The sequence below is a fragment of the Curtobacterium sp. VKM Ac-1376 genome, from assembly GCF_015351025.1.
Taxonomy (GTDB): Bacteria; Actinomycetota; Actinomycetes; order Actinomycetales; family Microbacteriaceae; genus Curtobacterium.
Genome location: NZ_JADKRV010000001.1, coordinates 184,244 through 196,772, shown reverse-complemented (window position 1 = coordinate 196,772; position 12,529 = coordinate 184,244). Strand labels below are relative to the sequence as shown.

Sequence of the window (12,529 nt, the reverse complement as noted above, 5' to 3'; positions counted from 1 at the left end):
CGCGGGGATCTGTCGCTTCGGTGGAACAGTTACTTGCGCAGCTCCAGGTACTTCGCGATGAGCGCCTTGGTCGACGGGTCCTGCGCGTCGAGCGCCGCCTGGTCGCCCTCGACGGCCGGCGTGACCTGCAGCGCCAGCTGCTTGCCGAGCTCCACGCCCCACTGGTCGAACGAGTCGATGCCCCAGATCGTGCCCTCGGTGAACACGATGTGCTCGTACAGGGCGATGAGCTGGCCGAGGACGCTCGGGCTCAGCTCGGGCGCGATGATCGACGTGGTCGGCTTGTTGCCCGGGAACGTGCGCGCCGCGACGATCCCCTCGTCGGTGGTGCCCTCGGCCCGGACCTCGTCGGCGCTCTTGCCGAACGCGAGTGCCTTCGTCTGGGCGAAGAAGTTCGCCAGGAACAGCGTGTGCACGTCGGTGCCGGGTGCGACGCCCTTGCCGTCGCCGGTCTCGTCCTTCAGCGGGCGGGCCGGGTTCGCGACCGTGATGAAGTCGGCCGGGATCAGACGGGTGCCCTGGTGGATGAGCTGGTAGAACGCGTGCTGACCGTTCGTGCCGGGCTCGCCCCAGAAGACCTCACCGGTCTCGGTGGTGACGGGCGAGCCGTCCCAGCGGACGCGCTTGCCGTTCGACTCCATGGTGAGCTGCTGCAGGTACGCGGCGAAGCGGTGCAGGTACTGCGTGTACGGCAGGACCGCGTGGCTCTGCGCACCGAGGAAGTTCGTGTACCAGACGTTGAGCAGACCCATCAGGACGGGCACGTTCTGCTCGAGCGGCGTGGTGCGGACGTGCTCGTCGATGGCGTGGAAGCCGGCGAGGAACTGCTCCCAGTTCTCCTTGCCGATCGCGATGACGACGCTCGTGCCGATGGCGGAGTCGACCGAGTAGCGACCACCCACCCAGTCCCAGAAGCCGAAGGCGTTCTCGGGGTCGATGCCGAACGCCTCGACCTTGTCGAGCGCGGTGGAGACGGCGACGAAGTGCTTCGCGACGGCGTTCTTCTTCTCGTCGTCGGACGAGCCGGTGAGCCCGAGCTTCTCCCACAGCCACTGGCGGGCGAGACGCGCGTTCGTCAGGGTCTCGAGCGTGCCGAAGGTCTTCGACGCGACGATGAACAGGGTGGTCTCGGGGTCGAGGTCGGCGGTCTTCTCGTAGATGTCCGCCGGGTCGATGTTCGACACGAAGCGGGCCTCGAGGCCGGGCTGGACGTACGGCTTGAGCGCCTCGTACACCATGACCGGACCGAGGTCCGAGCCACCGATGCCGATGTTGACGACGGTCTCGATGCGCTTGCCGGTGACGCCGGTCCAAGCGCCGCTGCGGACCTGCTCCGCGAAGCCGTAGACCTTGTCGAGCGTGGCGTGCACGTCGGCGTCGACGTCCTGGCCGTCGACGGTCAGCGGGGCCGCCGGCACGAGGCCCTCGGTGGCCTTCGGGCGGCGCAGCGCGGTGTGCAGCACGGCGCGGTCCTCGGTGACGTTGATGTGCTCACCGGCGAGCATCGCCTGGAAGCGCTCGGCGACGCCGGTGTCCTTCGCGACCTGCAGGAGCGCGGCGAGGATCTCGTCGGTCACCAGGCCCTTGGACAGGTCGACGGTCAGGTCGGCCGCCTGGAAGGTGTACTGCTCGGCACGACCGGGGTCGCTGTCGAACCACCCTCGCAGGTCCGGGGTGAAGCCGGCGGCGATGCCGTCCAGCTTCTTCCAGCCTTCGGTCGATGTGGGGTCGACGGGAGCGGATTCGGTCACGGGTCCTCCTGGATCACCTTCAAGACGTACAGCCCGCGGGTCACGCAGCGCTGCGTCGCGGACCGTCTTCGAGCGTAGTGCGCTCCGGCAGGTGGTGCGCACAGTCGGCCAGGAGGCGCGGCTCGCGTTCGCTGCCCGCGTCACGCCCCCTGGGTGGCCGTGTCCAGGGCCCACGGTCGGCTGGTCGCGTTCAGGGGCGTGGTGCGAAGCGGCGCAGCCGCAGGCTGTTCGTCACCACGAAGACGGATGAGAACGCCATCGCCGCGCCCGCGAGCACGGGGTTCAGCAGCCCCGCCATCGCGAGCGGGATCGCCGCCACGTTGTACGCGAACGCCCAGAACAGGTTGCCCTTGATGATGCCGAGGGTGGCGCGGGACAACCGGACGGCGTCGGCGACGACGGTGAGCCGGCCGCTCACGACCGTGATGTCGCTCGCCGCGATGGCCGCATCGGTGCCGGCACCCATCGCGATGCCGAGGTCGGCTGCCGCGAGCGCCGCGGCGTCGTTCACGCCGTCCCCGACCATGGCGACGCTCCGGCCCTCGGACTGCAGCCGGCGGACCGTCTCGAGCTTCGACGCCGAGGTGGCGCGGGCGTGCACCTCGTCGATGCCGACCCGGGCGGCGACGGCTCTGGCAGCTCCGTCGTTGTCACCGGTGAGCAGGACCGGGTGCAGGCCGAGCGACCGGAAGCGGGCGATCGCGTCGGCGGCCTCGGGCTTCACGGTGTCGCCGACGACGACCGTGCCCAGGGCACTGCCGTTCCGGGCGACGACGACCGCGGTGGCCCCGTCGGCCTCGGCGGTCTCGACGGCCGCGGCGAGGAGCGACGGCAGGGTGATCGACCACGACTCGGCGAGCCAGCGGGTCGTGCCGACGAGGACGACGTCCCCGTCCACGACGGCCTGGACCCCGGCACCGGGGGCGGCGGTGAACTGCGATGCCGCGGGCAGGTCGATCTCCCGCTGCCGCGCCGCCTCGGTCACGGCCCGGGCGACGGGGTGCTCGGACCCGTCCTCGACCGCCGCGGCGAGGCGGAGGACGACGTCCTCGGTCTCGTCGACCGCGGTCACCGACCGCAGGGTCATGGACCCCGTGGTGACCGTGCCGGTCTTGTCGAGCACGACGGTGTCGACGGCGCGGGTGCGCTCGAGCACCTGCGGACCGCCGATCAGGATGCCGAGCTGCGAGCCGCGGCCCGTTCCGACCAGCAGTGCTGTCGGTGTGGCCAGCCCGAGGGCGCACGGGCAGGCGATGATCAGCGTGGCGACGGCTGCGGTGAAGGCCGCGGTGACCGAGCCGCCGAACACGAGCCAGCCGACGAAGGCCAGCACGGCGAGCGCGATGACGATGGGCACGAAGACCCCGGAGACCCGGTCGGCGAGCCGCTGCACCTCGGCCTTGCCGGTCTGGGCGTCCTCGACGAGGCGGCCCATGCGCGCGAGCTCGGTGTCGGCACCGACGCGGGTGATGGTCACGACGAGCCGCCCGCCGACGTTGATCGTCGCGCCGGTCACGCGGTCGCCCGGACGGACCTCCACCGGCACGGACTCGCCGGTCAGCATGCTGAGGTCGACGGCCGAGGACCCGTCCTGCACCAGGCCGTCGCTCGGGATCCGCTCGCCGGGCCGGACGACGACGACGTCGCCGACGGCGAGCGACGCGGCGGGCACACGGTGCTCGACGCCGTCACGGAGCACGGTGGCGTCCTTCGCGCCGAGCTCGAGCAGGGCGCGCAGGGCCGCACCGGACTGGCGCTTGGCCCGGGCCTCCATGTACCGGCCGGCGAGGATGAAGACCGTCACGGCCGTGGCGACCTCGAGGTACAGGTCGGTCGCTCCCGGATCGGTCGCGAACCACGAGAAGGTCATGTGCATCCCGGGTGTGCCGGCGTCGCCGAAGAACAGGGCGTACAGCGACCAACCGAAGGCGGCGAGGACCCCGACGCTCACCAGCGTGTCCATGGTGGCGGCGCCGTGGCGGGCGTTCACCCACGCGGCACGGTGGAACGGGAGCGCTCCCCAGACGGCGACCGGCGCGGCGAGGGTGAGCGCGAGCCACTGCCAGTTCGGGAACTGCAGGGCCGGCACCATCGAGAGCAGCACGACCGGCACCGCGAGCACGGCCGAGACGATCAGCCGGTGGCGCAGCGGGTCGGAGGGGTCGTCACCGGCCGGGGTCGCATCGGCAGCGACGGCGGGCGGCGCGGGCAGTGTGGCGCCGTACCCGGCTGACTCCACCGCGGCGATGAGTGCGTCCGGGTCGGTGGCGTCCGGGTCGGCGACCTGCACCTGCGCCTTCTCGGTGGCGTAGTTGACGGTGGCGGTGACCCCGGGGAGCTTGCCGAGCTTCCGCTCGATGCGGTTCGCGCAGGAGGCGCAGGTCATGCCGGTGATGTCGAGTTCGACGAGTGTGCCGGTCACGACGGCACGACCTCGTACCCCGCTTCGGCGACGGCAGCACGGAGCGCATCCGTGTCGACGGGGGCGGCGGAGGTGACGGTGACCTCGGAGGACCCGCCGACGACGAGACGGACGTCGACGCCCGACACTCCGTCGAGCTCGGTGAGCTCCTCGGTGACGCTCATCACGCAGTGTGCGCAGGTCATGCCCTCGACGAGCAGTGTTTCGGTGGTCATGGTGTCTCCTCCTCGGTGACGGTGGTCGGTGGTCGGTGGTCAGGAGCGGACGAGCCGGGCGATGGCCTGACTGGCCTCGCGGACCTTCGCGTCGGCGGCGTCCCCGCCCTCGGCGACGGCCTCCGCGACGCAGTGCGCGAGGTGGTCCTCGAGCAGCGACAGCGCGACGCGTTCGAGCGCACGGTTCGCCGCCGAGATCTGGGTGAGGACGTCGATGCAGTACGTCTCGTCCTCGACCATCCGGGCGATGCCGCGCACCTGCCCCTCGGCGCGACGGAGCCGCTTGAGCAGGTCGTCCTTGTCGCCGATGTACCCGACGTGTTCGTGCATGTCTGCCTCCACCGATCTCAATACGGTACCCCCCTAGGGTATTCCCTTCGGCTTCGGGCGCGACCGGTGGGCCGGGGAACGCGGGCGGGTCCGACAAGTCCTGTGTGACGAATCGCCGCCACGGCCCGTCTCATCCGTGAACGGCAACCGCTGGGAACACCCGGCGGACCAACGGAAGGAACGAACCATGGCTGACACCATCACCCCCACCCCGGCCACCGCGACGACCCGTGTCTCCTCCCCCGCCGGCTCCACCGGAGTCCCAGGAGTCACCGGCAAGACCGTCATCGACGAGACCGTCGTGTCGAAGGTCGCCGGCATCGCCGCCCGCGAGGTCGACGGCGTGCACTCGCTCGGCAACGGTGCGGCCCGCGCCATCGGCGCCCTCCGCGACGCGATGGGCCAGCGCGACCTCGGCCGGGGCGTCAAGGTCGAGGTCGGCGAGACGCAGGTCGCGGCCGACATCGTGATCGTCGCCGAGTACCCGGTGTCGCTCCAGCAGGTCGCCGACGGCGTCCGTGCCGGCGTCGCCCGTGCCCTCGAACAGATCGTCGGCATGGAGGTCGCCGAGGTCAACGTGACGGTCCAGGACGTCTTCATCCCGGGCGACGACGACAGCGAGGACGAGAAGAAGGAAGCCCGAGTCGCATGAGCAACACGCTGATCGGCGCCCTCATCGGCGCCGTCCTCGCCGTCGCCGCACTGCAGTTCGGCTTCTGGGGCTTCGTGCTCGTGGCCGTGTTCGCATGCGTCGGGGGCCTCGTGACCGCCCTCGCCACCGGCCGCATCGACCGTGGAGCACTCGCCGACGCCTTGACCGGACGCCGGAGCTCCCGGTGAACGGGGGCCCGGACGTCCCGGGCCGCGTCGAGATCACCGCTCGCGCGCTCGCCTCACTGGCGCGGGCTGTCGCAGCCGAAGGGCTCGGCGCCCCCGTCGATCGCGTGCGGGTCGGGCTCGCCGACGCGTCGGGAGCGCTCTCGCTCGACATCACCGGGCCGATCGCCGCGAGCGACGACATCGTCTCCGGGTCGATCCGGATCGCGGACCAGATCAAGGGTCGCGTGAGCGACCTGACCGGGCGCCGCGTCGGCAGCGTCCACATCGAACTCACCGGGATCGTGCGCGAGCGCGAGTCCCGCGCCCGCTAGGAGGCCACCATGAGCAACGGTTCCGTCGAACGACGCATCCGTCGCCGGAGCGTGCACCGCTCCCGCTCCACCGCAGTGGCGGTGTCACTCGTGGTGCTCGCCCTGGTGGCCGCCTGGCTCGGGACCGAGTCGGTGCTGCGCGCCATCGGACGTCCCCCGCTCTTCGCCGACCCGCAGACGGTCGTCGACACGGCACTCCGCCCCGACGCCGCGTTCGTCACGGTCGTCGAGGCCGTCGCGGGCGTGCTCGTCGTCCTCGGCGTCGTGCTGGTCGTCCTGGCGATCAACCCGGGTCGCCGGCACCGGTCGGTCGTCGAGCACGAGCGCGGCGCGGTGGTCATCGACACCCGCATCGTCGCCTCCACCGCGGCGAACGCCGCCGGCACGGCAGCCGGTGTCCCCGAGGGGAACACCTCCGCCACCGCCCGTGGTCGTTCGACCGTGGTCCGCATCGTCCCCGTCACCGGTGTCCCGGTGGACGAGGCGAGCATCCGCGCAACCGTCGAGGATCGCCTCAGCGCTCTCGACGAGCGCTTCGGCCGGCGCGTCGACGTCCGGGTCGACGAGAAGGGGACCCTGGCATGACCACGAGCAACCGGACCGTGAACCGGATCATCCTGTTCGTCCTCGGCCTCGTCGCCGTGGTCGTCGCGATCACCATGGGAGCGGGCGTGCTGCCCGCCGTCCGGGACGCCGTCGCGCCGTACGTCGACCTCCCCCGCAGCCTCGACGTACCCGCGTCCGCGCTGTGGATCGTCGCCGGAGCCTGCGCCCTCGTGATCGTCCTGTCGCTCGCGTGGGTGTTCACCCGCGGTGGCGGGGGCACGTCCGTCGCCGTCCGGGAGCGCTCGGGCGACGACGTGGTCACGGTCAACGTCGCACTCGTGCGGGACGTCGTCGAACACGAGCTCTCCGGCGTCCGCGACGTGGTCGGCTCCCGCGTCGACACCTACCTCGTCCGCCGGCAGCGCGCCGCACGGATCCGTGTCGCGGTCCGCCGTGGCGGGGACGCCGTCACCGTGCTCGACGCCGTCGACCGGGCCGTCGCGGTCCTCGACCGAACCCTCGGCCGCCGGGTGCCGGTGCTCGTGCACCTCACCGGCGGTACCCGCTCGACGTTCGCGAAGCCGGCCCGAGTCCGCTGACGCCCGTCGGCCCGGGAACGTGGGGGACGCCTGCGGTCCGCTAGCCTCGCGACGTGAAGCGTCTCTCCCCCGGCCAGCGCTGGGTCATCGGTCTCGGCGCGTTCGCGCTCGTCTGCCTCGTCGTCGGCATCATCGCGATCGCCGTCGGGATCACCGACGGCGGAGCCGAGTGCGTGGACTTCGAGGACGAGGGCTCGTCGTACCCGTGCCCCGGCGACACCTCCGGGGTGCTCTGGGGCAGCGTCCTCGCCGTTGTCGGCCTGCTGCACCTCGGCCTGACCGGCCTGGCCGGTGCGCTCGTTTGGACCTCGACCCCGGCGATCGCTCCGCGCCCCGTGAAGCGCCCGACCCCGCTCCCCGGCGAGACGCACCGGGTCTTCTCCTACGGCACGCTCCAGCAGCCCCTCGTGCAGGAGTCACTGTTCGGTGAACACGTCCCCACCACCCCGGACTCCCTGCCCGGCTGGCGGCTCGACCGGGTGACGATCACCGACCCGGACGTCATCCGGACGAGCGGCTCGAACCAGCACCCGATCCTGCGCCGCGGTACTCCTGACGACGTCGTCGAGGGCGTGGCCCTGGCCCTCGGGTACGAGTGGCAGCTCCGCGCGGTCGACGGGTACGAGGTCGCCGACTACCAGCGCGTGCGCGTCACACTCGCCTCGGGTCGGACGGCCTGGGTGTACGTCGCCGCCGACGAAGCCTGAGCCGCTGCCGCCGCCGCCAGCCGTTCGAGCCCCTCGTCGATCGACACCGACGGGGTCCACCGCAGGTCCCGTCGGGTCCGGCGCTGGTCGAACCAGTGCGCGGTCGACAGCTGTTCGGCCAGGAACCGGGTCATCGGCGGCTCGTCCTCCCCCGGTCGGACGCGCCAGACGGCCTCGACGACCGAGCCGGCGGCCCGGGCGACCGCGGCGGGCACGTGCCGCCGGGGCGGTCGGACGCCGGAGGCCGTGCATATCCCGGCGAGCAGGTCGGCGACGGGCCGGGGCTCACCGTTCGTCACGACGTAGGCGTTGCCGTGCACGCCGTCGTCGGTGACGCGGTCCAGCGCCGCGACCATGGCGGACGCCGCGTTGTCGACGTAGAGCGTGTCGATGAGCGCAGCGCCGGAGTCGAGCAGCGGGAGCCGACCGGCCCGGGCGCGCTCGACGATCCGGCCGACGAGCTGCGTGTCGCCCGGACCCCACACCAGGTGCGGCCGGATCGCCACGACGGCGAAGTCCGGCCCGTCGGCCTCGAGTGCGAGCAGTTCCGCCGCGGCCTTGGTGCGGGCGTAGTCGCCGCGGGCGCGGGACGGCTCGGCGGGGCCGGCCGCGGCGCCGACGAGCGACGATCCGGTGTGTGCGACCGACGGCGACGACACGAAGACGAAGCGTCCGACCCCGGCGGAGCGGGCCGCCCACAGCAGGGAGCGCGTCCCCTCCACGTTCACACGGGTGAAATCGGCCGGGTCCCCGGCGAGCGAGACCTTGGCGGCCAGGTGCACGACGGCCTCGACCCCTGCCACGGCGCGGGCGACGGCGTCGGGATCGGTCATCGTGCCGGCGACGTCCTGCGCACCCGCGACGCCGGAGGGCCGGCGCTGGAACGTCCGGACCTCGTGACCGGCGTCCAGCAGCGCGGTCGCGGTGGCCCGCCCGAGGAACCCGCTGGCCCCGGTGACCAGGACGTTCACGGTCGGACCATCCGTCCGCCGGAGAGCACCGAGCCCGCCCAGCGGGACAGCCGGGTGCGGTCGACCTTCGAGTTGTGGCGGATGTCCGTCGGCAGCACGGGCACGACGAGCACCGCGGCGAGCGGCACCCCGGCAGCGGCACGGACCGCGCTGGAGAGCTGCGGCGAGGCCAGCCCGGGGCGCCGCACGGCGGGGACGGTCTCGACGACGGCCACGACCTGCTGCGTGCCGACGGGCCCGATGCCGGCGACCCCGGCACGTCCGACACCGTCGACGCCCTCGATCCGCTGCTCCGGACCGACCGGCGTGACGACGCCGCCGGGGGTGGTCAGCACGTGTTGCAGGCGCCCTTCGACCCAGACCCGACCTGCGGCGTCGAGGTGTCCGACGTCACCGGTACGGTGTCCGCGCGGGTCGTCGACGCCGAGGCGCGAGACCCGGTCGGTCCGCCAGAGCCGGTCGTAGTGGTCGCGCACGTGCGGTGCTGCGACGACGATCTCGCCGGTGACCCCCGGCTCGTCGAGCAATACCCCGGTCGAGCGGCCGGAAGCGTCGAGCGGCGCGATGCGGACGCGGACGTTCGCTGCCGGAACGCCGACGCAGATGCCCTCGTCGTCGGACCGCCCCGCGGCACGGACTCCGTCGAGGTCGACGTCGGTCATGAGGAGCCCCTCGGTCATGCCGTAGGGGGTGTGTGCCGTCGCGTTCGGCATGAGCTCGGTCGCCGCGGTCAGCAGTGCGGCCGACACGGGAGCCCCGGCCGACAGGAACAGCCGGACGCTCTGCAGCGCCGTCCGGTCGGCGTCGGTGAGCGCCGACGCGGTGACGACGACGTTCGCCAGGGCTGCCGGCGACAGGAACACCACGGTGGCGTCGGCCGCAGCGACCGACGCAGCGACCGCCTTCGCAGTCAGGGTGCGGGGCGCGGTGACGTCCATGTCGGGCGCGACCGATCGCGCACCGAGCGCCGGGCCGAGCAGCGCGAACGGTGCGAAGCCGGCGACGAGCCCGGTGCCGACCCCGATGTCGTACTGGGTGGCGAGGGCGTCCCGGACGGCGCTGAGCTGCCCGTGTGTGTACACGACGCCCTTCGCCGGGCCGGTGGACCCGGAGGTGAAGAGCACGGCCGCGGGCGCGTCCGGCGACGGTGCTGCGGGCAGTGCGGTGCCCTGGGCGAGACGGCCGGCACCACGTCGGGCGACGTCGACGAGCGTGTACTCCACCCGCAGCGCCTTCCGGGCCGGCGCTGGCAGCGAGACGGTCGCGATGCGACGGCCCGGCCAGCCGAGGGCACGTGCGGCACCGAGTCCGGGCAGCGCGCCGATGATCCAGTCCGGTCGGGCCCCGCGGACGGCTCGGGTCAGACCGCCGAGTCCGAGTCCGGCATCCGCGACGACGACGACCGCGCCGATCCGCACGCAGGCGTACAGGACGGCGGTCAGGTCGGCACCGGGGGTCACCAGGAGCGAGACCCGGTCCCCGCTCCGGACCCCCAGGTCGTCCAGTCCGGCGGCGATCTCGCCGACCCGTCGGGCGAGCAGGCGCCAGGTGATCGTGCGCGGACCGCCGGGAGCGGCCATCTCGACCAGCGCGGGTTCGTCGCTGTCGCGCAGTTCGTCGAGTCGCGCCCAGAGCGGCGGGGTCGCCTCTGCGGGCTGGTCCCGGTCCACGTCGGCCTGGAGGCCCGTGGTGCCCCGCGCGGGTCGGCTCCCGCCCGGCTGGCGGTCGCCCAACCAGTCGAACACCGCACCGGCGACGTCGGCGTCGTCCGGCAGCAGGTGCCCGGCACCCTCGAAGCGGTGGACGTCGGCGTGCGGCAGTCGCTCGGACAGGTCGTCGAGGTAGCGCTCGAGGAACACCGGGTCGCGCGGGCCCCAGAGCAGGAGCGCCGGGACGTCCAGCGCCGCGACGCCGGCGGCGATGCGGTCGAGTTCGGGGGCGCTGCGGTGCCGGGCATCGACGGGGATGTCGGCCACGAAGCCGCCGATGCCACCGCGTCGGGCTGCTCCACGGTAGGGCGCCCGGTACGCGTCGGCGACGGCACGGTCGAGCTTCGGGTGCGCGATGGCGAGCGTGGTCTCGAGGAACGCGGGCGTGACGACGGTGGCACGGCCGAGCATCCCCGGACCGAGCGCGAGCCGCAGCGGAGCGGGGATCGGGGCGTCGTCGGGCTGGTGCACGGCGGTGTTGCACGTCATCACGGCAGCCAGGACGTCGGGGTGGTCGACCGCCCAACCGAGCGACACCACACCGCCCCAGTCGTGGCCGAGGGTGACGACCGGCCCGGTCAGCCCGAGCTCGTCGGTCAGGGCCCCGAGGTCCGCGACGCGCTGCGCCAGGCCCCGCTCGACCCCGGTGCGCTCCGAGAAGCCCATGTCGAGCTGGTCGACGGCGACCACGCGCCAGGCAGGTCCGCCGGCGCCGGCGACCTCGAGCGAGGTGCGCAGCACCGACCGCCACAGGTACGACCACGTCGGGTTGCCGTGCACGCAGAGGACCGTGCCGACCGGTTCCACGCCGAGCGCGGCCAGGGACCCGGCCGTGTCGAGGAGGTGCCACGTGCGCGCGGCGCGATCCGTGCCTCCCGTCCGCTCCGGCACCGTGACCAGGCGCGACCAGGCCGGGTCGAGGCCGGGCAGGGAGGGCGGCTGCGTCGCCGGAGCGGTGCTCGCGGCGACGCGGGGCAGCCGGGTCCTCACCAGTGGAGTTCCATCATCGCCGTGTTGATGCCGGACCCGACGCCACCGAGGAACACCCGGTCGCCGCGGCGGATGCCACCGGAGGCGACCTCGTCGGCGAGGGTGATCGGGATAGAGGCGGGGCCGACGTTGCCGAAGCGCTGGTACGTGGTGGGGACCTTGTCGCGCGGGATGCCGATCGCCTCGACGAAGGCGTTCGTGTGCACATCGGAGACCTGGTGCAGCACGTAGCGGTCCATGTCGGCCCAGTCGAAGTGGGCACGCGCTTCGGTCCAGGCCGCGACGACGAGCTCCATGCCACCCTTGAGCAGCATCTTCGCGTCGGTGAACATGCCGTCGACGCTGCCGACGCAGAGGTCGTACCACTGGGTCGCCGCGCGGGTGACACCGCCGACGATCCGGTGTCCTTCGGGGTGCAGGTCCGCCGGGCCGAGCACTGCGGCCGCCGCACCGGACCCGAGGGTCAGGCTCGCGAACTCGCTCATGAAGTCCTTGCGGTTCCGGCCACCCTGGTTCAGGCGGTCGATGGTGTTGAGCTGGACCTGGTCCGCGTCCTCGCCGTCGACGACGAGCGCGTACTTGATCTGGCCGGAGTCGATCATGCCCGCAGCGACGCTCATCGCGTTGACGAACCCGAGGCACGCGTTGGCGATGTCGAAGTTGATGGCCGACGACGGCAGCCCGAGACCGTGGTGCATCCGCACGGCCACCGAGGGTTCGAGGTGCGGCCGGGTCACCGAGGTGTTGATGAGCAGCCCGATCTCGTCGGGGCGCACACCGGCCTCGGCCATCGCACGGTGACCGGCATCGATCGCGGCGTCCTGGAAGGTCTGGCCCTCACCCCAGTTGCGACGCTCGATCACCCCGGCGACGCGCTCGAGGAGCCCCATGGGCAGACGGAGTCGACGGAGGACGCCACGCAGGCGTGCCTCGATGTCGGCCGAGGTCGTCACGCGCTCCGCCGTGGTGGTCGCCACTGCCAGCAGTGAGACGTTCTGGTGCTTCGCCGTGGCGTTGCCGGGCTGCTCCGGTTCGTTGCTCGCTGCCTGGTCGACCGGCCGTTCCGTCATGATCGTCACCGATACATACTTCCGCATCTGGCCTGTGTGCGCGATCCGGATGCGCTGGGCGCGCCGTG

General features: G+C 72.7%; 13 protein-coding genes. 6 read left to right on the top strand and 7 right to left on the bottom strand.

Annotated features, from left to right (window positions below; translation table 11 throughout):
• Nucleotides 1-29: 29 nt before the first annotated feature.
• From pgi to ITJ56_RS00945, 4 genes are all read right to left on the bottom strand, one after another.
• Nucleotides 30-1,751 (bottom strand): glucose-6-phosphate isomerase, encoded by a 1,722-nt coding sequence (gene pgi, locus ITJ56_RS00960; RefSeq protein WP_194626554.1) that lies wholly within the window; start codon nt 1,749-1,751, stop codon nt 30-32.
• Between the two features lie 190 nt (nt 1,752-1,941).
• Nucleotides 1,942-4,173 (bottom strand): heavy metal translocating P-type ATPase, encoded by a 2,232-nt coding sequence (locus tag ITJ56_RS00955; RefSeq protein ID WP_194626552.1) that lies wholly within the window; start codon nt 4,171-4,173, stop codon nt 1,942-1,944.
• Nucleotides 4,170-4,388, bottom strand: a complete 219-nt coding sequence (locus ITJ56_RS00950; protein ID WP_194626550.1) for a heavy-metal-associated domain-containing protein — start codon at nt 4,386-4,388, stop codon at nt 4,170-4,172. Before ITJ56_RS00950 ends, ITJ56_RS00955 begins: the two co-directional genes overlap by 4 nt.
• Nucleotides 4,389-4,427: 39 nt before the next feature.
• The gene (locus ITJ56_RS00945; RefSeq protein ID WP_194626548.1) at nt 4,428-4,718 is read right to left on the bottom strand and encodes a metal-sensitive transcriptional regulator; all 291 of its coding nucleotides are present in this window, start codon (nt 4,716-4,718) and stop codon (nt 4,428-4,430) included.
• Between the two features lie 187 nt (nt 4,719-4,905).
• On the opposite strand from ITJ56_RS00945, the gene ITJ56_RS00940 reads away from it, so the two are divergent.
• The 6 genes from ITJ56_RS00940 to ITJ56_RS18795 are packed head-to-tail and all read left to right on the top strand — an operon-like array spanning nt 4,906 to nt 7,721.
• Complete coding sequence (locus ITJ56_RS00940; protein WP_194626546.1) at nt 4,906-5,370, top strand: Asp23/Gls24 family envelope stress response protein; 465 nt, start codon at nt 4,906-4,908, stop codon at nt 5,368-5,370.
• Nucleotides 5,367-5,558 (top strand): DUF2273 domain-containing protein, encoded by a 192-nt coding sequence (locus tag ITJ56_RS00935; RefSeq protein ID WP_194626544.1) that lies wholly within the window; start codon nt 5,367-5,369, stop codon nt 5,556-5,558. The genes ITJ56_RS00940 and ITJ56_RS00935 overlap by 4 nt, the downstream gene beginning before the upstream one ends.
• Nucleotides 5,555-5,869 carry a hypothetical protein gene (locus ITJ56_RS00930; protein WP_194626542.1) on the top strand — a complete coding sequence of 105 codons (315 nt, stop codon included), beginning with the start codon at nt 5,555-5,557 and terminating at the stop codon, nt 5,867-5,869. Before ITJ56_RS00935 ends, ITJ56_RS00930 begins: the two co-directional genes overlap by 4 nt.
• Nucleotides 5,870-5,878: 9 nt before the next feature.
• The gene (locus ITJ56_RS00925; RefSeq protein WP_194626540.1) at nt 5,879-6,454 is read left to right on the top strand and encodes a DUF6286 domain-containing protein; all 576 of its coding nucleotides are present in this window, start codon (nt 5,879-5,881) and stop codon (nt 6,452-6,454) included.
• A complete protein-coding gene (locus ITJ56_RS00920) occupies nt 6,451-7,014 on the top strand; it encodes a hypothetical protein (RefSeq protein WP_194626539.1) in 564 nt (187 codons plus the stop codon). Before ITJ56_RS00925 ends, ITJ56_RS00920 begins: the two co-directional genes overlap by 4 nt.
• A gap of 53 nt (nt 7,015-7,067) precedes the next feature.
• Nucleotides 7,068-7,721 (top strand): gamma-glutamylcyclotransferase family protein, encoded by a 654-nt coding sequence (locus ITJ56_RS18795; protein WP_323749681.1) that lies wholly within the window; start codon nt 7,068-7,070, stop codon nt 7,719-7,721.
• Here the strand turns inward: ITJ56_RS18795 and ITJ56_RS00910 are convergent.
• The 3 genes from ITJ56_RS00910 to ITJ56_RS00900 are packed head-to-tail and all read right to left on the bottom strand — an operon-like array spanning nt 7,649 to nt 12,461.
• Nucleotides 7,649-8,692, bottom strand: coding sequence for an NAD-dependent epimerase/dehydratase family protein (locus ITJ56_RS00910; RefSeq protein WP_194626536.1), 1,044 nt, complete (start codon nt 8,690-8,692; stop codon nt 7,649-7,651). The genes ITJ56_RS18795 and ITJ56_RS00910 overlap by 73 nt on opposite strands.
• Nucleotides 8,689-11,391 carry an alpha/beta fold hydrolase gene (locus tag ITJ56_RS00905; RefSeq protein ID WP_323749680.1) on the bottom strand — a complete coding sequence of 901 codons (2,703 nt, stop codon included), beginning with the start codon at nt 11,389-11,391 and terminating at the stop codon, nt 8,689-8,691. The genes ITJ56_RS00910 and ITJ56_RS00905 overlap by 4 nt, the downstream gene beginning before the upstream one ends.
• Nucleotides 11,388-12,461, bottom strand: a complete 1,074-nt coding sequence (locus ITJ56_RS00900; RefSeq protein ID WP_194627426.1) for a 3-oxoacyl-ACP synthase III — start codon at nt 12,459-12,461, stop codon at nt 11,388-11,390. The genes ITJ56_RS00905 and ITJ56_RS00900 overlap by 4 nt, the downstream gene beginning before the upstream one ends.
• Between the last annotated feature and the right edge of the window lie 68 nt (nt 12,462-12,529).

Bases quoted from the DNA above. Each gene is read 5' to 3' on its own strand.
- ITJ56_RS00950 (WP_194626550.1), bottom strand. From the start codon at position 4,388: ATGACCACCGAAACACTGCTCGTCGAGGGCATGACCTGCGCACACTGC.
- ITJ56_RS00945 (WP_194626548.1), bottom strand. From the start codon at position 4,718: ATGCACGAACACGTCGGGTACATCGGCGACAAGGACGACCTGCTCAAG.
- ITJ56_RS00940 (WP_194626546.1), top strand. From the start codon at position 4,906: ATGGCTGACACCATCACCCCCACCCCGGCCACCGCGACGACCCGTGTC.
- ITJ56_RS00935 (WP_194626544.1), top strand. From the start codon at position 5,367: ATGAGCAACACGCTGATCGGCGCCCTCATCGGCGCCGTCCTCGCCGTC.
- ITJ56_RS00925 (WP_194626540.1), top strand. From the start codon at position 5,879: ATGAGCAACGGTTCCGTCGAACGACGCATCCGTCGCCGGAGCGTGCAC.
- ITJ56_RS00920 (WP_194626539.1), top strand. From the start codon at position 6,451: ATGACCACGAGCAACCGGACCGTGAACCGGATCATCCTGTTCGTCCTC.
- ITJ56_RS00900 (WP_194627426.1), bottom strand. From the start codon at position 12,461: ATGACGGAACGGCCGGTCGACCAGGCAGCGAGCAACGAACCGGAGCAG.